This window comes from Holdemanella biformis DSM 3989 (assembly GCF_000156655.1).
Classification (GTDB): Bacteria; Bacillota_I; Bacilli_A; order Erysipelotrichales; family Erysipelotrichaceae; genus Holdemanella; species Holdemanella biformis.
Genome location: NZ_DS996848.1, coordinates 50,176 through 69,817 on the forward strand (window position 1 = coordinate 50,176; position 19,642 = coordinate 69,817).

General features: G+C 33.8%; 24 protein-coding genes. 22 read left to right on the top strand and 2 right to left on the bottom strand.

Features of this window, described 5'->3' with window-relative positions:
• The 5 genes from glgD (at position 1) to EUBIFOR_RS10430 (ending at position 5,069) form a co-directional block, all read left to right on the top strand.
• Positions 1-1,116: a glucose-1-phosphate adenylyltransferase subunit GlgD gene (glgD, locus tag EUBIFOR_RS10410; protein ID WP_003866014.1), complete on the top strand. Its 1,116-nt coding sequence runs from the start codon at positions 1-3 to the stop codon at positions 1,114-1,116.
• Entirely contained in the window at positions 1,116-2,555 is a 1,440-nt protein-coding gene (gene glgA, locus EUBIFOR_RS10415; RefSeq protein WP_003866015.1) for a glycogen synthase GlgA, read from the top strand. The genes glgD and glgA overlap by 1 nt, the downstream gene beginning before the upstream one ends.
• The gene (locus tag EUBIFOR_RS10420) at positions 2,555-2,980 is read left to right on the top strand and encodes a 2-thiouracil desulfurase family protein (protein WP_003866016.1); all 426 of its coding nucleotides are present in this window, start codon (positions 2,555-2,557) and stop codon (positions 2,978-2,980) included. The genes glgA and EUBIFOR_RS10420 overlap by 1 nt, the downstream gene beginning before the upstream one ends.
• 61 nt (positions 2,981-3,041) lie before the next feature.
• The gene (locus tag EUBIFOR_RS10425; protein ID WP_003866017.1) at positions 3,042-3,308 is read left to right on the top strand and encodes a phosphocarrier protein HPr; all 267 of its coding nucleotides are present in this window, start codon (positions 3,042-3,044) and stop codon (positions 3,306-3,308) included.
• 66 nt (positions 3,309-3,374) lie between these two features.
• Positions 3,375-5,069, top strand: coding sequence for a phospho-sugar mutase (locus tag EUBIFOR_RS10430; protein WP_003866018.1), 1,695 nt, complete (start codon positions 3,375-3,377; stop codon positions 5,067-5,069).
• 60 nt (positions 5,070-5,129) lie between these two features.
• On the opposite strand, the gene EUBIFOR_RS10435 is transcribed toward EUBIFOR_RS10430, so the two are convergent.
• Positions 5,130-6,290: a pyridoxal phosphate-dependent aminotransferase gene (locus EUBIFOR_RS10435; protein WP_003866019.1), complete on the bottom strand. Its 1,161-nt coding sequence runs from the start codon at positions 6,288-6,290 to the stop codon at positions 5,130-5,132.
• Positions 6,290-6,784 carry an Lrp/AsnC family transcriptional regulator gene (locus EUBIFOR_RS10440; protein WP_003866020.1) on the bottom strand — a complete coding sequence of 165 codons (495 nt, stop codon included), beginning with the start codon at positions 6,782-6,784 and terminating at the stop codon, positions 6,290-6,292. Before EUBIFOR_RS10440 ends, EUBIFOR_RS10435 begins: the two co-directional genes overlap by 1 nt.
• A gap of 193 nt (positions 6,785-6,977) precedes the next feature.
• On the opposite strand from EUBIFOR_RS10440, the gene gap reads away from it, so the two are divergent.
• From gap to fusA, 17 genes are all read left to right on the top strand, one after another.
• On the top strand, positions 6,978-7,991 hold the full coding sequence (gene gap / locus EUBIFOR_RS10445; protein WP_040466502.1) for a type I glyceraldehyde-3-phosphate dehydrogenase: 1,014 nt from the start codon (positions 6,978-6,980) through the stop codon (positions 7,989-7,991).
• A gap of 132 nt (positions 7,992-8,123) precedes the next feature.
• On the top strand, positions 8,124-8,300 hold the full coding sequence (locus tag EUBIFOR_RS13025; protein WP_003866022.1) for a hypothetical protein: 177 nt from the start codon (positions 8,124-8,126) through the stop codon (positions 8,298-8,300).
• Positions 8,293-8,970 carry a hypothetical protein gene (locus EUBIFOR_RS10450; RefSeq protein WP_003866023.1) on the top strand — a complete coding sequence of 226 codons (678 nt, stop codon included), beginning with the start codon at positions 8,293-8,295 and terminating at the stop codon, positions 8,968-8,970. Before EUBIFOR_RS13025 ends, EUBIFOR_RS10450 begins: the two co-directional genes overlap by 8 nt.
• A 72-nt stretch (positions 8,971-9,042) precedes the next feature.
• Positions 9,043-10,374: a cysteine--tRNA ligase gene (cysS, locus tag EUBIFOR_RS10455; RefSeq protein WP_003866024.1), complete on the top strand. Its 1,332-nt coding sequence runs from the start codon at positions 9,043-9,045 to the stop codon at positions 10,372-10,374.
• The gene (locus EUBIFOR_RS10460) at positions 10,374-10,760 is read left to right on the top strand and encodes a Mini-ribonuclease 3 (RefSeq protein ID WP_003866025.1); all 387 of its coding nucleotides are present in this window, start codon (positions 10,374-10,376) and stop codon (positions 10,758-10,760) included. The genes cysS and EUBIFOR_RS10460 overlap by 1 nt, the downstream gene beginning before the upstream one ends.
• Positions 10,757-11,056, top strand: coding sequence for an RNA methyltransferase substrate-binding domain-containing protein (locus EUBIFOR_RS13320; RefSeq protein ID WP_003866026.1), 300 nt, complete (start codon positions 10,757-10,759; stop codon positions 11,054-11,056). Before EUBIFOR_RS10460 ends, EUBIFOR_RS13320 begins: the two co-directional genes overlap by 4 nt.
• Positions 11,031-11,474 carry a 23S rRNA (guanosine(2251)-2'-O)-methyltransferase RlmB gene (gene rlmB / locus EUBIFOR_RS13325; RefSeq protein WP_003866027.1) on the top strand — a complete coding sequence of 148 codons (444 nt, stop codon included), beginning with the start codon at positions 11,031-11,033 and terminating at the stop codon, positions 11,472-11,474. The genes EUBIFOR_RS13320 and rlmB overlap by 26 nt, the downstream gene beginning before the upstream one ends.
• A 73-nt stretch (positions 11,475-11,547) precedes the next feature.
• A complete protein-coding gene (locus EUBIFOR_RS10470) occupies positions 11,548-12,144 on the top strand; it encodes a hypothetical protein (RefSeq protein ID WP_003866028.1) in 597 nt (198 codons plus the stop codon).
• A 44-nt stretch (positions 12,145-12,188) separates the two neighbouring features.
• Positions 12,189-12,338 (top strand): 50S ribosomal protein L33, encoded by a 150-nt coding sequence (gene rpmG / locus EUBIFOR_RS12545; RefSeq protein WP_083783560.1) that lies wholly within the window; start codon positions 12,189-12,191, stop codon positions 12,336-12,338.
• 9 nt (positions 12,339-12,347) lie between these two features.
• On the top strand, positions 12,348-12,545 hold the full coding sequence (secE, locus tag EUBIFOR_RS10475; protein ID WP_003866030.1) for a preprotein translocase subunit SecE: 198 nt from the start codon (positions 12,348-12,350) through the stop codon (positions 12,543-12,545).
• Between the two features lie 10 nt (positions 12,546-12,555).
• Complete coding sequence (gene nusG / locus EUBIFOR_RS10480) at positions 12,556-13,101, top strand: transcription termination/antitermination protein NusG (protein ID WP_003866031.1); 546 nt, start codon at positions 12,556-12,558, stop codon at positions 13,099-13,101.
• Positions 13,102-13,125: 24 nt separating this feature from the next.
• Positions 13,126-13,896, top strand: a complete 771-nt coding sequence (locus EUBIFOR_RS10485; protein WP_003866032.1) for an HAD-IIA family hydrolase — start codon at positions 13,126-13,128, stop codon at positions 13,894-13,896.
• A gap of 55 nt (positions 13,897-13,951) precedes the next feature.
• Positions 13,952-14,182, top strand: a complete 231-nt coding sequence (gene secG / locus EUBIFOR_RS10490; RefSeq protein ID WP_003866033.1) for a preprotein translocase subunit SecG — start codon at positions 13,952-13,954, stop codon at positions 14,180-14,182.
• A gap of 46 nt (positions 14,183-14,228) precedes the next feature.
• Positions 14,229-16,295 (top strand): ribonuclease R, encoded by a 2,067-nt coding sequence (rnr, locus tag EUBIFOR_RS10495; protein ID WP_003866034.1) that lies wholly within the window; start codon positions 14,229-14,231, stop codon positions 16,293-16,295.
• Entirely contained in the window at positions 16,288-16,668 is a 381-nt protein-coding gene (locus EUBIFOR_RS10500; protein ID WP_003866035.1) for a VOC family protein, read from the top strand. The genes rnr and EUBIFOR_RS10500 overlap by 8 nt, the downstream gene beginning before the upstream one ends.
• Before the next feature lie 223 nt (positions 16,669-16,891).
• Positions 16,892-17,563, top strand: a complete 672-nt coding sequence (locus EUBIFOR_RS10505; protein ID WP_040466503.1) for an ankyrin repeat domain-containing protein — start codon at positions 16,892-16,894, stop codon at positions 17,561-17,563.
• Positions 17,564-17,573: 10 nt separating this feature from the next.
• Positions 17,574-19,642 (top strand): elongation factor G (gene fusA, locus EUBIFOR_RS10510; protein WP_003866037.1); only part of this gene is annotated, 2,069 nt, incomplete at its 3' end.

Genomic DNA, 19,642 nt, shown 5'->3' on the forward strand with positions numbered 1-19,642 from the left:
ATGTGTAACGCTTTAGGAATAATTACTTACAATGATTCTTCTGTATATGTAGAAGGTATGCAAAAATATCGTCCAATCGCTGGATTTAGCTTTTTAGGGCGTTATCGTTTAGTTGACTTTGCGATTTCAAATATGTCAAATTCAGGAATTGATGATATCCAAATTTATGTAAATGGAAATCCTCGTTCTTTAATTGATCATGTTGGAACAGGTCGTCACTATAATATAAACTCAAAACATGGACACTTATCGTTAGTGCCTGTATATACAGATGGTGGAACTTCACGTTTTACTACAGATATTTCATGTTATGCAGAAAATATTCATGCAGTTATGGAAAACCACAATGATTATGTTGTGATTGCTCCTGCTAACATGCTTTATAAAGGAAATTATGAAGAACTATTAAAACAACATATTGAAAGTGGTGCAGAAGTTTCTGTTTTATATCAACATGTTGATAACGCAAAAGAAAACTACATTGGATGTGATGTTCTTCAAATGAATAAACAACGTGGTGTATTGAGTATTGAACAAAATTTAGGTAACTATAAATCTAGATATTTATCTTTACAAACATACATTATGTCAAAGGAAATCTTCAAAACATTAGTTGAAGAAGCTCAAGAAACAAGTTCAATGTATTGGTTTAAAGATATTTTGAATGACAAATGTGTAGATATGGATATTCGTGGATTGAATTATCGTGGACACGTTTATGTTATTAATGATTTGAAATCATATTATGAAAGTAATATGCAATTCTTAACAGAAGAAAAAATGAAAGATATTAATGATCCTGAATGGCCTGTATATACTCGTACAAGTGATTCAGCTCCAGCTATTTATTTAAATGGTGGTACTGCAACAGGTTCATTAATTTCGAACGGTTGTGAAATTAGTGGTGTAGTTAAGAATTCGATTGTGGGTCGTTCTTGTAAAATTGGAAAAGATGCATTAATTGAAAATTGTATCATTATGCCAGATGTAGAAATTGCAGATGGTGCACATTTGAAAAATGTGATTGTTGACAAACATTCTAAAATCGCAAAGAAAAAAGATTTAGCAGGTTTGGAAGAACAACCTTTGTATATTGGTAGAAGGGAGAACGTTTAATGGCATCAATTTTGATGGTTGCTGGGGAAGGATTACCATTCATTAAGACAGGTGGACTTGCTGATGTTATTGGTTCTTTACCACAAGCACTTACTGAAAGAGGACATGAAGTAAAGGTTGTAATGCCTTTATATAAGAAAATTAGTGATAAATACTATAATGAACTTCACTTTGATTGTGAATACTCAGTTTCAATCAATTATCATGAAGTACCGGTGCGTGTATTCTCAAAAGTGGTAGATAATGTTTGTTTCTTCTTCATTCAACATCAAGGTTATTTTGAAAGAGATTCATTATACGGTTATCAAGATGATGGTGAACGTTTTGGATATTTCCAAAAAGCTGTTATCGAAATGTTGAATCAGTTGAACTATTGGCCTAACATTATCCATTGCCATGATTGGCATACAGGTATGATTCCATGTATGGTAAAAGAAACACATGATGCAGATCCTAGATATCGTGCTATTCGTTTCGTATATACTATTCACAACATGGCATATCAAGGAAACTTTGGTCCTGAAATGTTAGATAGTTGTTTAGGCTTACCATACTATTTGTTAGACAATGGTAATGTGCGTTTTGATGGTGGAATTTCATTCATGAAATCTGGTATTTTATATGCAGATAAAGTTACAACTGTATCACCAACTTATGCTCAAGAAATTTTATCACCTCAATATGGTGAACACTTAGAAGCTGTATTGAATATGCGTAAATATGATTTGTGGGGAATTGTAAATGGAATTGATATCCAGTTATGGAATCCGAGTACAGATCCAGAAATTCCTTATCACTTTGATAAGGTAAATATTACGGCTCAAAAGAAAAAGGCAAAAATGGCTCTTCAAGAAGAATTAGGATTGGAAAAAAATCCAGATGTTATGATGGTTGGAGTCGTTTCTCGTCTAACTTGGCAAAAAGGATTCTATCTATTGATGGAACAATTAGATGCATTATGTGCTGCTCCTATTCAATTGGTTATTTTGGGTAGCGGAGAAAGTCAAATTGAAAATAAATTCCGCGAATTGGAAGATGGAAACAAAGGCAAAATTTGTTTCTATTACGGATATAATGAAAGTTTGGCACACCGTATTTATGCGGCAAGTGATCTATTCTTGATGCCTAGTTTATTTGAACCATGTGGTATTTCGCAATTGTGTTCTATGCGTTATGGTACTTTACCTCTTGTTCGTGAAACAGGTGGTTTAAAAGATACAGTCGATGCATATAATGAATATGAAAAATCAGGAAATGGATTTAGTTTTGAGAACTACGATTCAAATGAATTGATCCACACATTGTATTATGCTTGTGATGTTTACTATAATCGCAAAGAAGATTGGGAAATGTTACAACGCAATGCGTTAAACACAGATGTATCATGGCAACAAAGTGCTAAAACATATTCTTTGTTGTATGATGAATTAGTAGACTAATGAGAATTCTTGTTAGTGCATGTTTATTAGGATATAACTGTAAGTATAATGGGAAGAACAATTATAATTCGAAAATTGTTGAACTTTTAAAAGAACATGAAGTGGTTCCTGTTTGTCCAGAAATGCTTGGTGGACTTTCTTGTCCGCGCATTCCTTGTGAAAAAGTTGGGGATAAAATTATGGATAAAGAGGGGAACGATTGTACAAAACAGTTTATCAAAGGAGCAGAAATTGCTCTAAATATAGCGAAAGAAAAACAAGTGGATTTTGCGATTTTACAAAGAAGATCACCTAGTTGTGGATATTCCCTAATTTATGATGGGACTTTTAATGGGAATCTTATAGTTGGTAGTGGTATCTTTGCCCAAAAGTTGCAAAGTTTAGATATTCCAATTATGGAAGCGGAATCAGAAAAATTCGTTTAGGTATTGTTTTCTTTAGCAAAATGTCATAAAATACATTTAGATTTGATTTAGGAGGATAATTATGAAACAAGTAACTGTAACTGTAGTAGATCCAGTAGGTCTTCACGCACGTCCAGCAACTGTAGCTGTTAACGCTGCTAGTAAATTCAAAAGTGAAATCAATGTAGCTTTCAAAGGACGCGAAGTAAACATGAAATCTATCATGGGAGTTATGTCTTTAGGAATTCCTACACAGTCAGAAATCACAATTAGCTGCTCAGGCGAAGATGAAGATGCTGCTGTAGCTGCAATCGAAGAAGTATTGCGCGCTCAAAAGATCATTGCTTAATTAAGAAAAGTCTCATAGTTTATGAGACTTTTTTATTTCAAAGTTAGAAAAGAAGGAGAATGAATAATGTCTATTGTTGAAGAAAGATATTCAAAATGGTTGAACCATGAAAATTTAGCCCCTCAATATAAACCTGTTTTAGAAGCTATGGATGCTGAAGAAAAAAATGATGCATTCTATACTACAATTGAATTTGGAACTGCAGGTATGCGTGGTCTTTTAGGTCCAGGAACAAATCGTATTAATATTCATACAATTCGTAAAGCTACTCAAGGATATGCGAACTACATTAACGAAAATAATGGTGGAAAAGCTGGTATTGCGATTGGGTATGATAATCGTCATATGTCAAAAGAATTTGCGTTTGACTGCGCTGATTTATTAGCAAAAAATAATATTAAATCTTATGTGTTTGAATCATTAAGACCAACACCAGAATTAAGTTTTGCGGTACGTCACTTAAATTGCTTTGGTGGTATTATGATCACAGCGAGTCATAATCCAAAAGAATATAATGGTTATAAATTGTATGATGATAAAGGATGTCAATTGATTCCATGTTTAGCGAGTCAGGTTATTGATAAAGTAAACGCAATTGAAGACGAATTGGCTATTGATGCAAATTGTACAGAGGAACAAAAGAAATTGATTACAGTCATTGGTAAAGATGTCGATGAAGAATACTACAAGAATGTATTGAGTATTCAATTAAATCCTGAAGTTAAAAAAGATATCAAAATCGTATTCTCACCAGAACATGGTACGGCAAATATTCCAGTACAAGAAGTTTATAAACGTGCAGGATATACTTGCATTCCAGTTGTTGAACAATGTAGTCCAGATCCTGATTTTTCAAACACACCAACACCAAACCCAGAACAAGCCGGTGCTTATGAATTATCATTGAAATACGCAAAAGAAAATAAAGCTGATTTGATCTTAGTTTGTGATCCTGATGCTGATCGTATGGGTGTTGGAGTATTGCATAATGGAGAATATGTTGTTTTAACTGGTAACCAATCTGGTTCTGTTGAAATTGAATATATTTGTTCACAGCTTCAAAAACAAGGTAAAATGCCTGAAAACCCTGTAATGTTCAATACAGTTGTAACTAGTGATCTAGGTGAAAAGGTAGCTTCTGATTATGGTGTATCAACAGAAAAAACATTGACAGGATTTAAATTCATTGGTGAAAAAGTCGCTAAATATGAAAAAACGCACGAAAAGAATTATGTATTCGGATATGAAGAGAGTTATGGTTCATTAATCAAACCTTTCGTTCGTGACAAAGATGCGCCTCAAGCTTGTTTGATGCTTGCAGAAGCTTGTGCATTCTACAAAGAACAAGGAAAAGATTTAGTCGATGTATTAGATAGCTTGTATGATCGTCATGGAACATATGAAGAAAGTCAAGTGGCTTTATCATTAGCGGGCGAAGCAGGTGCTAAGCGTATAAAAGAAATTCTAGCTACATTAAGAAAAGATGCTCCAACCCAAATTGGTGGTACGAAAGTTGTTCGTAGTGAAGACTATAAAGAATGTACAATCAAAGAAGGAGATACAGTCACTGAACTTACAGGATTCACTAAATCCGATGTATTAAAATACTATCTAGAAGATGGAAGTTGGATTGCGGTACGTCCTAGTGGAACAGAACCAAAATGTAAATTCTACTATTGTATCAAGGGAGCTTCAAAAGAGGATGCTCACAACAAAACAGTTCATTTCCAAAAGGCAATGGATGATTTGATTGCTAAGTAAAATTAAAGGATGTCAAAATGGCATCCTTTTTTTGTGCTTAATTGAAAAAAAGGATTTAGACTAATTTTCTAAATCCTTTAAGAATTGTTCTAGGCGAACAATGGCTTCTTTAATATGGTCAATACTATACGCATAGGAGATACGGACATATCCTTCTCCGCTATCTCCGAAAGCGTTTCCTGGAACACAGGCTACTTTCTGTTCTTGTAGTAGTCTTTCACAGAATGTTTCTGAATCAAGCCCAGTTGATTGAATATTACAGAAAACATAGAATGTACCATGTGGCATATTTGTTTTTAGACCCATACGATTCAATCGGTTGACTAAGAAATTTCTTCGTTTTAGATAATCTTCTTTCATCATCAATACATCGTCATATCCATTTTTGATGGCTTCAATACCAGCATATTGGGACATAACAGGAGCTGACATAATCACATACTGGTGAATCTTATTCATTACAGAAGATAGTTCTTTATTGGCCATACAATAGCCAAGTCGCCATCCTGTCATCGCATAGGCTTTTGAAAATCCGTTAACGACAATAATTTGAGATTTGATTTCATCAAATTGAGCTAATGAAGCAAATGGCTGATCAAAACTAAGTTCTGCATAGATTTCATCACTAATGACGTAAATGCCAGATTCTTTAATGATATCAATGATCTTTGCGTAATCTTCTTTAGTCATGACACCACCAGTAGGATTGCTAGGGTAGTTAATGATCATAGCTTTTGTCTTTGGTGTGATCACTTTCTTTAAATCTTCTGGAAGAATTTTAAAATCATTTTCTTCTTTTAATTTTAAAGGAACAACGACACCATCACTTAATATAACACTAGGTGCATAGGCAACATAATTTGGGTCCAATACAATGACTTCATCTCCAGGATTTAAAAGGGCACGCATACATAGGTCAATGGCTTCACTTCCACCAATTGTAACAATGACTTCATTTTCAGGATCATATACTTGATTGTAGTGTTCTTTATGAAATTTACAGATTTCTTCACGAAGTTCTAATAACCCACGATTAGCAGTATAGTGTGTGTGACCTGTGCTCATATAATGAATTGCATTTTCACAGATGTGCCATGGTGTCGCAAAATCAGGCTCACCAACACCTAAAGAGATAACCCCTTCCATGGTGCTTGCTAAATCAAAAAATTTTCGGATCCCACTCGGTTTAATGGATGTTGCTTTTGTAGATAAACATTTCATTATGGAGTCACAACCAATCTTGATTCTTTGTCTTCAGGCTTGTCAATCATAACAATACCACTTTGTTTATATTGTTTTAAGACAAATAAAGTCTTGGTAGATCGTACATCTTCTACACAAGCAATTTTATCTGATACAAAGCGAGCCACTTCAAACATTGTTTTTCCTTGTACTAAACACAAGAAATCACAATCTCCACTTAAAAGATACATAGTATCGACTTCTGGATAATTGGCGATCAATGCTGCCGTTTTGTCATACCCTCTATTTCTAGTTGGTGTACAACTTACTTCTATATAAGCTAAGACTTTTTGGTCTTTTAATGCTTTGTTGTAGTTGATAATCGTGTGATAACCACAAATGATCTTATTTTTTTCTAAAGATTGAATCTCGGATTTTATACTCGCTTCATCGTCGTTTAGAATATCTGCTAAATCTTGTGATGATAAGCGAGCGTTATTTTCTAGTAAATCTAGGATTAAACTTTGGTTCATTTTGAATTCCTCCTTTTGAATATAATAGCACAATTAAGGTTATGTAAAAAGTGTGAAAGCACTTGAGAATGGACTGTAAATAGTCTAAAATATAAGTGGTTGTTAGTTGTTAAAAGTTTTACTTGTTAGAGAATTGACAAATTAACGGTAGGCTTTTATAATAACAATGGTATTTAAAGGAGGATTTACTGACATGACAGTAAAAGTTGCGATTAACGGTTTTGGACGTATCGGACGTTTGGCATTCCGTCAAATGTTTGGTGCTGAAGGCTACGAAGTAGTAGCTATCAATGACTTGACTAGCCCTAAGATGTTAGCTCACTTGTTGAAATATGATTCAACTCAAGGAACTTACGCTAAGGCTGACACAGTTGTTGCTGGTGAAAACTCAATTACAGTAGATGGAAAAGAAATCACTATCTACGCAGAAGCTGATGCTTCTAAATTACCTTGGGGTGAATTAGGAGTTGACGTAGTATTAGAATGTACAGGATTCTATACTTCAAAAGCTAAAGCAGAAGCACACATTAAAGCAGGTGCTCGTAAAGTTGTTATCTCTGCTCCAGCAGGAAATGACTTACCAACAATCGTTTACAATGTAAACCACGAAACATTAAAACCAGAAGATACAGTAATTTCTGCAGCTTCTTGTACAACAAACTGTTTAGCTCCAATGGCTAACGCTTTGAACAAATTAGCTCCAATTAAATCAGGTATCATGACTACAGTTCACGCTTACACTGGTGACCAAATGACATTAGACGGACCTCAACGTAAAGGTGATTTACGTCGTAGCCGTGCTGCTGCAGTTAACATTGTTCCTAACTCAACAGGTGCTGCAAAAGCTATCGGATTGGTTATTCCTGAATTAAACGGAAAATTAATCGGATCTGCTCAACGTGTTCCAACTCCTACAGGATCAACTACTATTTTAGTAGCTGTTGTTGACGGAGAAGTTACAGTTGACCAAATCAACGCTGCTATGAAAGCTGCTACAACTGAATCATTCGGATATACTGAAGAACAATTAGTATCTAGTGATATCGTTGGTATGCGTTACGGATCATTGTTCGATGCTACTCAAACAATGGCTCACTCATTAGGTGACGGAACTACTCACGTACAAGTTGTTTCTTGGTACGACAACGAAAACTCTTACACTAGCCAAATGGTTCGTACAATTAAGTATTTCTCAGAATTAGCTTAATTATCGTAAGACTTTTTAAAGGAATCCAATTGGATTCCTTTTTTTTCATCTTAACTAAAAAGTGCAAACCAAAACTTGAAATAAATAGGTAAATACTGTATTCTAACCTTTAGAGATTGTGAGGTGCTAGCGATGGGAATTCGACATCGTTTGACAGATTCTGAGCGCGATGATTTGACAAAAGATGTAGATGATTTGGATGCTGTCTACATGGAAAAATTAAGAAAAGACGGAATTAGTGAAGATCTATTGGCTCAGTTTCGTGATTTAACTTTAGAATTAGAAAAGGATAAGGATAAAGATGAGTAAGAATTTAAATTTAATAATTATCGTCATAATGACATTGGTTTTTATTTTTGTGCCAATCATTATGAAGAAAGTGGTATGGAAAAAATTGTTATCTCAATTGGATAATGAACAATATGATGAATTCTATAAAACATTGGATTCAAATGCTTGTAAATTTTCATATCAAGCATTTAATCGTGAGTATATGCGTTTAAGTGGATACTTAGCGCAAAGAAATGATGCTAAAATTGAAGAACAATTTGATTTATTGAAAAACATGCGTATTTCAAATAAACAAAAAGCAAGTGTTGCTTCTCGTGGATTCTATTATTATTTAGAAAAAGGTAAAATTAAAAAAGCAGAGGGTATGCTTTCTTATGGAAAAAGCTATATTGATGAAAAATCATTTAAGAATATGCAAATTCAATTTAGCATTCTAATGAAGAAAGAAGCCAAATATATTGAGGATTGCAAAGATATCTTAAATGGTATGTGGGATGGAAAATCTGAGCTTGACAACAATAAGAAATTTCCAGTTGGAACCATTCAATATTTAATTGGACTTCAATATTCATATTTGAAAGATGTAGATCATATGATGGAATATTTTACACCGGCATTAGAAAATTTAGCAGGTACACCATATGAAGAAGATATTCGTCGTATTATGAATAATTTACATGTAAGCTAACCTTTTGGTTAGCTTTTTTTTTTCGAGCTTTGTATTGTATAATAAACTGTATGAATTGGAGGACATTTTATTATGAAATTATATAATAGTTATTCTCAAACAATTGAAGAATTAAAACCCATCGAAGAAGGTAAGATTTCTATGTATGTATGTGGACCTACAGTATACAATTATCCACATATTGGAAATGCACGTCCTATCGTTGTATTTGATACATTAAAAAAAGCATTGTCTGCACAAGGCTATGAAGTGACTTTTGCTTCAAACTATACAGATGTAGATGATAAGATCATCAAAACGGCAATTGAACAAAACGTGTCTGAAAAAGAAATTACAGATAAATTCATTGCTGCCTACAATGATGTACGAAGAGGACTTCATGCAGATCTTCCCGATTATGCACCACGTGTAACAGAAACTATGGATCGAATTATTGAGTTCATTGATAAGATGGTTAAAAATGGTTCAGCTTATCAAGTTGGAGGCGATGTTTATTTCCGAGTTAATAGTGATAAAAAATATGGAGAACTATCTCATCAAAGTATTGATGATTTAATGGTAGGAGCTCGTATTGATGAAAATGAAAAGAAAGAAAATCCATTAGATTTTACTTTATGGAAAGAGACAACAGAAGGTATTAAATGGGATTCACCTTGGTCAAAAGGACGTCCAGGATGGCATACAGAATGTGTTGTAATGATTCAGGATGTATTCAAGAAAACATTGATTGATATTCATGGTGGTGGATTGGATTTAAAATTCCCACATCACGAAAATGAAATTGCCCAATGTGAAGTATGCAACGATACACACTTGGCAAATATCTGGGTACACAATGGTATGATCAATATCAATGGTATTAAAATGTCTAAATCTTTAGGAAATGTATGGTGGGCTAAAGATTTGATTGCCAACCACGGAGGTAATTTAACTCGTTGGTTAATGATTTCTACACACTATCGTGCACCATTAAATTTAAATGAAGAAGCTTTCGCAACTTCAAAGAAGGAACTAGACAAGATTGCGGCAGCTTATAAACAAGCATGCGTAAAATTGGTATTATCAAGTGCTCAAGAAGCTACTACATTTGATGAAACATATACTGCATTTATTGATGCATTAAATGATGATTTAAATACGCCAAATGCGATAAGTGTTGTATATGAATTGGTTAAGAAAATCAATCAGGCCGTACGTCAAAGAGAAATCGATGTTGAAAATTTAGCTGTTTTAGTACATACATTAGAAAAGATGCTTTATATTCTAGGTATTGAATTCGATAAAGTTTCAATGACTAACGAAGACAAAGAGATGTATCAAAACTGGAGAAGTGCTGTAAAAGAAAAAGATTTCAAAACAGCGGATACACTTCGTCAAACATTGATTGAAAAAGGAATTCTGTAATGGAAATAGTAACAGAAAATGCGACTAGTCTTGCATGGATTGGTGATGCCGTTATGTCTTTGGCAGTACGTGAACACCTTTTGAGTTTAGGCTTTCGTAAGGCCCATGTTCTTCAAAAGAAAAATGCTGTTATTTGTAGCGCAAAAGGACAAGCCATCATGCTAAATAAAATGATGGAAGAAGATTTTTTTACAGAAGATGAAAAGACAATTTTAGCGCGTGGAAGAAATGCCACTATTCATTCAAAAGCTAAAAATGCGACACACAAAACATACTTAGAAGCAACCGCATTGGAATCAATGCTTGGCTATTTGTACTTATATGGCCATCAAGAAAGACTGAAGGTTTGTCTTGATAAAATTATTGAAATAGGGGATAGTCTATGATCGTATATGGAAAAAACGTATATTCTACACTTCAAAATGATATGGATTCAATCGAAAAGGTATATGTACTTCAAGGATTGAAAGATGCAAAACTTTTGAAGTCAATCCAAAAATCAAATTTAAAAGTAGAATATTGTAATCGTGCAAAATTAGATAAGATTGCCAATACTACACATCATAATGGTGTGGCAGTTAAGGTCAGTGAAATTGAAACGTATAGTATTGAGCAGATTGTATCTCGCGCAAAAAAAACCAGGTCTTCTTGTTGCCTTGGATGGAATACAAGATCCACATAATGTAGGTGCAATTTTAAGAACTTGTGATTGTGCAGGTGTAGATGGTGTAATTTTAACAAAACACAACAGTTGTGGCTTAACACCAACGGTTGTGAAGGCAAGTACAGGAGCAGCGTATACAGTGCCTGTTTCCATTGTTACAAATTTATCACAAACACTTAGAAACCTAAAACAAGAAGGATATTGGGTTGTCGGAACCGATATGAAAGATGCCAGGGAATATCGTGAAGGTATGTATGATTCACCGACTGTATTAGTAATTGGTTCAGAAGGGCAAGGCATTTCAAATCTTGTAAAAAAACAATGCGATTATATGGTTTACTTACCGATGGTAGGAAGTATCACTTCATTAAATGCGAGTGTGGCAGCTGCTATCTTGATGTATGAAGTATATAATCAAAGAAATCCAAAAAAATAAGTCAATTTTTAAAAATTGGCTTTTTTAATGTCTTTTTCACATTGCCTTATTATAATGAATTTAGGTGATAGTTATGAACATATATGAAAGTATATACTTGATTCAAATGAATGATTTTTATGAGATGAATCATTTAATCCAATATTACAGACCTATGGTTACAGAAATATGGGCGGATATATTTGTGCGTAAGACGAATACAATATTATGTGAAAGAGATGAGTTTTACAGACATGCAGACTTATTGTTGTATCGATGTATTTTTGAATATCGTATGGATCGTGTATTAACATTTACAAGTTTTTATAGGCGTTGCACCAAAAATAAAGGGTATGATCTTTTACGTCAAGCCATACGCAAACAATGTTATCTAAATCAGGTTTGTATAAGTTTTGATCAAAAAGTGAAAGAAGATACGAACTTGTATTATAGTACAATCAGCACGGATGATTCTTTAGAAGTACATGAAATTGTGATGGATAAGTTGATGTGGGAGCACATTAAGACAAGAATTATGAATTTATTTGGCGAAGAATATGTTCAAATTGTCGATTTACGTATGGAGGGATATACCTTTAAATATATAGCGCAAAAACTTGGATTAAGCTGTGCAAAGGTTAACTTTATGTTTGAAAAGGTAAAAAAATGGTATACGACAATTGACAGTTGAATGGTTTAAATGGTACATTTAATGAGTTAAGGAGCGTGAAGGAATTGGCAGATAAAGTTGTTTTGACGTGTACAGAGTGTCTATCAAGAAATTATACGACCGAAAAGAATAAGAAGACCAACACGCAACGTCTTGAAATTAAAAAGTATTGTCCAAAGTGTGGCAAACATACTTTGCATAAGGAAACAAAGTGAGGAATCCATATGAGTAAAGAAAAAAAGGAAAGAACATATTCACCTTCAAAGGTGTTCAAAGAATTAAAGACTGTAAAATGGCCAACATTTAAAGAATTGATGTCATCAAGTGCTTTAGTTATTGTATTTACAGTATTATTTGGTTTGTATTTCTTTGTTTGTGAGGTTTTATCAAGTGGTCTAGTTAAAATGATCGTTGGCGCATAGGGAGGAAATTATGTCAGAGTTAAAAAAAGAATGGTATGTAGTAAATACATATGTAGGTCAAGAAAATCGTGTAAAAGAAAACTTAGAACGTCGTATTAAAACTATGGGTCTTGAAGACTTCTTGTTTCAGATCGTCGTTGCGGAAGAAAAAGAAATTGAATATAAAAATGGTAAACCAGTTGAAAAAACACATAACTTATTTTCTGGTTATTTGTTAGTGCAAATGATTATGACAGATGAAGCATGGTATATTGTACGTAATACACCAGGTGTAACTGGATTTATCGGATCAAGTGGAAAGGGTGCAAAACCATTCCCAGTAGCTCAAGAAGAAGTAGATGCGGTATTGCGTCGTTTAGGTCGTCAAGATGTAAATGTTCAGGTTGATTTTGAAGTGGGAGATCGCGTAGAAATCACAAATGGTGCATTCAAAAATTCAGAAGGTACTATTGAATCTATGGATGAAGAAAAGAAAGAAGCTACAGTATTATTGATTTTATTTGGTCGTGAAACACCAACAGAAATTCCATATATGGATTTAAAGAAAGTCGACTAAGACTTTCTTTTTTTAGGTATGTTTATGAAGACTTTAGTATTTGATTTAGATGGCACAATGTATCGTGGTACCCAAATTATTGAAAGTGCTCATCAATTTTTAGATTATTGTATCCAAAATAAGATTCCGTTTATTTTTTTGACAAATAATTCTATGCGTACGCCACAAGAAAATGTAAAACATATGCAAGATATGGGATATACAAACATAGAGCCGTCCATGTTTTATAATAGTGCTATGGCAGCTTGTCAATATGTTAAGAAACACTACAAGGGAAATAGGGCATATTATATCGGAAAACAAGGTATGAAAGATGCGTTGGATCAAGAAGGTTTTATTGTTGATGATGAAAATCCGGATTTTGTGTTTATTGGATTGGATAAAGATGCAACATATAAATCTTATTCAAAAGCGTTATCTTTGATTTTAAATGGAGCTAAGATCATTGGTACAAATAATGATCGTATTTTGGCAAAACCTGGCGGATTTGAAGTAGGCAATGGAAGTGTAGTCGATATGTTTGAGTATGCAGCCAATCAAAAATCGCCTCGTATTGGTAAGCCCAATCGAGCTATTCTTGATTTATGTTTGGAGTATTTTGGCTTAAAAGAAGATGAAATCATATTGATCGGTGACAATTTAGAAACGGATATTAAACTTGGATTTGAACAAAATATTGAAACAGTACTTGTACAGACGGGTGTTCATAAAAAGGAAGATATTGAACAACTAAAGATTTATCCGACGCACGTAGTGGATACGTTAATGGATTTAGTGGGCTATAATTTTGACTAGTATTTTTTTTGAATTATTGGTATAATCGAAATATCGTAGAAGGTGTGATGAAAAAATGAAAGATATATTAAACGTGGTTTTAATGACATTATCTGGTGTTATTATTATATTAACATTATTACAAAGTGGTAAATCAGACGGATTATCGGCTGCCTTTACAGGAAGTGGAGATTTGAACTTGTTTGCGGTACAAAAAGAAAGAGGACCAGAAAAAGTTATCTCTCGCTTAACTTTGTTTTGTGGGATTTTGTTCTTTGCGATTGTGATCGCATTGCAGATTGTGTAATTAAAAGACCGTTAAGGTCTTTTTTCTGTTTTAAAGGAGGAAAGAAATGAAAGAAAAAATCATTCAATATTTAGAAGAAAAAAAAGAATGTAAAATACGAGATTTAGAAAAAATAGTAAGACCTAAATCAAGTAAAGAATTTACAGAAATGGTGAAGTCTTTAAATGAGTTAGAAGATGAAAAGTTGATTTATAACGATCATACAAGTTTGTATTTGATTGATGATATACATTTTATGGCTGGAAGCGCAAAAGATATTTCGAGATATGAAATAGCTGTCTTTAATGAAAACAATAAAGTATATGTTCCGAAAAATAAAAAGATGAAGATCTTTGATAAAGATGAAGTGTTAGTTCGCTTAAAGCCTGAACCATCTTTAATTAAAGTGTTTAATCATGGATTGACAAATATTACAGGAGTTATGATTGTTAAAAAGAAGAAGACATTCTTTTATAGTGATCTAGACTTACATTGTTCGATTCGTGTAGTCAATGAAAAAGAATTTAGTTTTAAAAAACGTACAAAAGTTGTATGTCAAATCGTGAAATATGCAGATCCACTAGAAGTAAGAATTATTCAGGTTCTAGGACATCCAGATGATGCAGGTGTTGATATTAGTGCGATGCTTACAAGTAATCAAGTGCGCCAGGTGTTTAATGGAAAAATTGTGAAGGAGTGCAAAAGAATTCCTGCTAAAGTACAAAAGGATGAACTTGAAAATCGTAAAGATATAAGAGGCTTATTAACGGTTACCATTGATGGGGATGATGCCAAGGATTTTGATGATGCGATTTCTATTGTGAAAAATGAAAAAGGATATGTATTGTATGTACATATTGCGGATGTTTCTCATTATGTAAAAGAAAATAGTGCCCTTGATCAAGAAGCCTATTTACGAGGAAATTCTATATATGTTTGTGATCGAGTTGTTCCTATGCTTCCATTTGATTTAAGCAATGGTATTTGTTCATTAAATCCAAATGTAGATCGACTCACAATTACTTGTGCTATGCAAGTGGATGAAAAGGGAAATCTATTGACATACAATATTTTTCCAAGTGTGATTCATTCTGACAAGCGTTGTACATATAAAAAAGTGAATGCGTGTTTAGATGGTGATAAAGCAATTTTACAAGAGTATTCTGAAGTAAAAGAATTGTTGTTTACTTTAGAGTCTTTGGCTAAACTATTAAAGAAACAATCGCATAATCGTGGATGTATTGATTTTAATACAAAAGAAGCAAAGATCATTATGGATAAAAATGGATATCCAGTGGATGTTAATGTGTTAGAACGTGGTTTTGCCGAACAAATGATCGAAGAATGTATGATTTTAGCCAATGTTTGCGTAGCTCACCATATGCATGTCAATAAGATACCAAGTATGTATCGTGTGCATGAAAATCCAGATCCTAAAAAGGTGGCAACAATTTGTACGGTTGCGAATTCTTTGCGTATTCCATTTGATTTTTATCCAGATGAAGTCAATGCGAGTCAAATTCAAAAATTTTTAGAATCCATTCAAGATGAAAATGCATATGAAGTCCTGTCTATGGTTTCTTTGCGTTCTATGCAAAAAGCGCGTTATGATGCACATTGTCTTGGACACTTTGGACTTGCTTTAGAAGAATATTGTCATTTCACAAGTCCAATTCGTCGTTATTCAGATTTAGTCGTACACCGTATGTTGCATGCATATTGTTTTAAAGAACAAAAGCGTACACCATCAAATGATGAAAAGAAAATCGAAAAACAAGCCTTCCATATTTCTGAAAAAGAAAGAGATGCGATCATGATGGAAAGAATGGTCAATGATTATAAAAAGGCACAATATATGGAAAAACGTGTAGGTCAAGTTTTTGAAGGTACAATTGTTGGTGTAATGAGTTTTGGATTCTTTGTGGAAATGGATAATACGGTTGAAGGTCTTGTTCCTGTTCATACTCTTTCAAACGACTTCTACGATTATGATGAAGATACAATGACTTTAAAGGGACAGACACATGGTAAAGTGTTCCAAATGGGCATGCGTGTACGTGTGGTTTGTACGGATGTTCAAAGGGAAAAAGGACAAGTTACATTTAGCTTGTTAGAAAGGAGAAATTATGATTAAAGGTATTCATCATGTCGCATTTAAATGTGAGACACAAGAACAATATGATGAAATGATTTATTTTTATCACGAATTACTTGGATTTCCTATTTTAAGAAAGTGGGATTCAGGAATTCATTTGGATTGTTTTAATAGTTGTATTGAAATCTTTTTGGATGGCACAAAATCCGTCGGTGAAGGATGTATTCGTCATTTTGCGTTTGCGACAGATCATGTGGATGAAATTGTTGAAAGAGTTCATAATGCTGGCTATAAAGTGAGTGTTGAACCTATAGATGTAGTTATGAAAACAGATCCTGTATTTCCTATTCGAGTAGCTTTTATTGAAGGTCCGCTTCATGAATCTATCGAATTGTTCTGGGAAAAGGCATAATCGGTAGGTTTTCTGTCCAAGTTGGTACTTGATTTGCACAAAATAATTTCTTTGTTAGAATGAAATCAGGTTAGACAAAGGAGTGATTGAGATGAATCAAGTTCAAGGTGTAAAATTAAATAAAATTTCAATCTTTTCTTTGTACATATGTAAACTGGGGTGAACTATCATTCCAGTTTTTCTGTGATTTCATGAACAATAAAGGATGAGGAGGATGATTGAAATGGATCAGAATTTTAATAAGGTATTTTGGGATGCATGCGCAAATGGTGATTTCCCAATGGTTTGTTCTCAAATCAAAGCAGGGGCAGATGTAAATTATCAGAATGGTGATGGACGTACAGCTTTGATGCGTGCAAGTAAACGTGATCGAAAAGATGTTGTACAGGTTTTACTTGATAATGGGGCAGATGTGAATATTACAGATAATAAAGGGAAAACAGCTTTGATGACAGCTGCAAAAAAAGGCAATAAAACAATCTTAAAGGCTTTGATTGATGCAGGGGCAGATGTAAATGCCAAAGATGATAGAGGTCGTACAGCTTTAATGCGTGCTTGTTTATTAGGACAAGATCGTTGTGTTGAAGTGTTATTAGATGCTGGGGCAAGAATCAATGATCAAGATGAAGTAGGTCGTAGTGCTTTAATGGAAGCTTGTATCGCATTTAAACGTGACACAATTCACTTATTGCTTGAAAGAAACGCCGATGTGAATTTATTTGATAATAATGGTGTAACTGCATTGATGCGTGCTGCTTATGGTGGATATCCAAGTTTAGTTGAAAAATTATTGGCGTATGGAGCTGATAAAGATATGACAGATAAACAAGGTCGTGTTGCATTGGATTATGTTCGTGAACATTGTAGAGCTCAATTAGAGCCTATCTTAAGATGAGGTTAAGCGTATGAGAGATTATCAAAGTTTTGAAGTACGTAACGTAAGCGTAATCGGACATAGTGGAGCAGGAAAAACAAGTGTATTAGAAGCTATGTTGTATTATACAAAGGCAACAGATCGTTTTGGAAAAACAACAGAAGGAAGTTCAATGATTGATTTTGACACTGAAGAAATTCGTCGTGGCCTATCTGTTTATACAACTATTGTTCCAATTGAATGGGAAGATAGTAAGATTAATTTTATTGATACACCAGGTTATTTAGACTTCGTTGGTGAAAAACAAGGTGGTTTTTCAGTTGGTGATTCAAGTTTAATTGTAGTCAATGCCAAAGATCCTTTACAATCAGGAACAAAACTTGCGTATAAACAAGCCGTTGCTGAAAAGAAACCTACTATTTTCTTTATTAATAAATTAGATGAAGAACACACAAGCTTTGATGCTAGTTATCAAGCGTTGCGTGAAGAATTTGGTAAAAGTGTTATTCCGTTTGAAGTTCCTATCGTTGAAGATGGAAAAATCGTTGGATCTGTAAATATCATTAAAAATAAAGCTTGGTATTACAGTCCAGAATTAGCGGATAAACCATGTCCAGTTCCAGAATCTATGCAAGAAGAAGTGGCTCTATATAAAGATCAGATTGCAGAAGCTGTAGCTATGGGGGATGATGAATTAATGGAAAAATTCTTCTCTGGTGAAGAATTTAGTGATGCAGAATTAAAACGTGGTGTTCGAATTGGTGTGCGTAATGGAGAAATTTGTCCAGTATATTCTGGTAGTGCAGTTAATTCAATTGGTATTCAACGTTTGATGGATTTAATCGTTAGTTATTTCCCAACATATTCAGAAAGAGGTATGTATACAGCTACAACTCCAAATGGTGTTAAAGTGGAATTGTTGACAAGTGAAACGGAAGTTTTAACAGCGCAAGTATTTAAAACAATCGTAGACCCATTTGTTGGAAGAATTAGCTATGTCAAAGTATTGAGTGGTGTGCTTGCAGCTGATAGTACAGTAGTGAATGCCAATAATGGTAAACCAGAAAAGATCAGTCAAATCTATATTGTTAAGGGTAAACATCAGACAGCGGCTGGTAAATTATTTACAGGTGATATTGGAGCTTTAGTTAAGTTACAAAACACAAAGACAAATGACACTTTGTGCGATAAAGGTAAATTGTTGATGGCTGATCCAATCACATTCGATACGCCAATGTATGGTCAGGCTGTTTTACCTAAGACTAAAAATGATGAGGATCGTTTATCAAATGGTCTTGCTCGTTTACAAGAAGAAGATCCAACATTTAAAGTTGTGAATAATCCGGAAACAAAAGAAACAGTGATTTATGGTATTGGTGATCAGCATTTAGACGTGATTGTGAATAAATTAAATTCTAAATTTAAAGCTGAAGTTGTCTTAAGTAATCCAAAGGTTACTTATCGTGAAACCATCACAAAGACAGCTATTGGTGAAGGTCGTCATAAAAAACAATCGGGTGGACATGGACAATTTGGACATGTATTTGTAGAATTTAGTCCTAATCCTGATGAAGAAGAAATGGTATTTGCAGAAAAGGTATTTGGTGGAGCTGTTCCTAAACAATATTTTCCAGCTGTTGAAACGGGTCTTCGTGAATGTTGCCAAAAGGGTCCTTTAGCAGGATATAAGATGGTAAATGTAAAAACTACATTGTTAGATGGTAAATATCATGATGTTGACTCAAGTGAAATGGCATTTAAGATGGCTGCTCACTTAGCTTATAAAGATGCGATGACAAAAGTTCGTCCAATCTTATTAGAACCAATCATGAATGTCAAGATTCGTGTTCCAGATGAATTTACAGGTGCTGTCATTGGTGATTTGAACAAGCGTAGAGGTTCAATCATGGGTATGACTCCAGTGGATTCAGATCAAGAAATTGATGCACAAGTTCCTATGGCAAACATGTCTAGATATTGTGTTGAACTTAGAAGTATGACAACTGGTTTAGGAACATATACAATGGAAATGGACCGTTATGATCCAGTACCAGAACCTTATGCTTCAAGAGTGATTGAAGAGAGCAAGAAAGAAAAAGA

Coding starts and splice junctions, on each gene's coding strand:
- glgD (WP_003866014.1), top strand. CDS start 1: ATGTGTAACGCTTTAGGAATAATTACTTACAATGATTCTTCTGTATAT.
- glgA (WP_003866015.1), top strand. CDS start 1,116: ATGGCATCAATTTTGATGGTTGCTGGGGAAGGATTACCATTCATTAAG.
- EUBIFOR_RS10420 (WP_003866016.1), top strand. CDS start 2,555: ATGAGAATTCTTGTTAGTGCATGTTTATTAGGATATAACTGTAAGTAT.
- EUBIFOR_RS10425 (WP_003866017.1), top strand. CDS start 3,042: ATGAAACAAGTAACTGTAACTGTAGTAGATCCAGTAGGTCTTCACGCA.
- EUBIFOR_RS10430 (WP_003866018.1), top strand. CDS start 3,375: ATGTCTATTGTTGAAGAAAGATATTCAAAATGGTTGAACCATGAAAAT.
- EUBIFOR_RS10435 (WP_003866019.1), bottom strand. CDS start 6,290: ATGAAATGTTTATCTACAAAAGCAACATCCATTAAACCGAGTGGGATC.
- EUBIFOR_RS10440 (WP_003866020.1), bottom strand. CDS start 6,784: ATGAACCAAAGTTTAATCCTAGATTTACTAGAAAATAACGCTCGCTTA.
- gap (WP_040466502.1), top strand. CDS start 6,978: ATGACAGTAAAAGTTGCGATTAACGGTTTTGGACGTATCGGACGTTTG.
- EUBIFOR_RS13025 (WP_003866022.1), top strand. CDS start 8,124: ATGGGAATTCGACATCGTTTGACAGATTCTGAGCGCGATGATTTGACA.
- EUBIFOR_RS10450 (WP_003866023.1), top strand. CDS start 8,293: ATGAGTAAGAATTTAAATTTAATAATTATCGTCATAATGACATTGGTT.
- cysS (WP_003866024.1), top strand. CDS start 9,043: ATGAAATTATATAATAGTTATTCTCAAACAATTGAAGAATTAAAACCC.
- EUBIFOR_RS10460 (WP_003866025.1), top strand. CDS start 10,374: ATGGAAATAGTAACAGAAAATGCGACTAGTCTTGCATGGATTGGTGAT.
- EUBIFOR_RS13320 (WP_003866026.1), top strand. CDS start 10,757: ATGATCGTATATGGAAAAAACGTATATTCTACACTTCAAAATGATATG.
- EUBIFOR_RS10470 (WP_003866028.1), top strand. CDS start 11,548: ATGAACATATATGAAAGTATATACTTGATTCAAATGAATGATTTTTAT.
- secE (WP_003866030.1), top strand. CDS start 12,348: ATGAGTAAAGAAAAAAAGGAAAGAACATATTCACCTTCAAAGGTGTTC.
- nusG (WP_003866031.1), top strand. CDS start 12,556: ATGTCAGAGTTAAAAAAAGAATGGTATGTAGTAAATACATATGTAGGT.
- EUBIFOR_RS10485 (WP_003866032.1), top strand. CDS start 13,126: ATGAAGACTTTAGTATTTGATTTAGATGGCACAATGTATCGTGGTACC.
- secG (WP_003866033.1), top strand. CDS start 13,952: ATGAAAGATATATTAAACGTGGTTTTAATGACATTATCTGGTGTTATT.
- rnr (WP_003866034.1), top strand. CDS start 14,229: ATGAAAGAAAAAATCATTCAATATTTAGAAGAAAAAAAAGAATGTAAA.
- EUBIFOR_RS10500 (WP_003866035.1), top strand. CDS start 16,288: ATGATTAAAGGTATTCATCATGTCGCATTTAAATGTGAGACACAAGAA.
- EUBIFOR_RS10505 (WP_040466503.1), top strand. CDS start 16,892: ATGGATCAGAATTTTAATAAGGTATTTTGGGATGCATGCGCAAATGGT.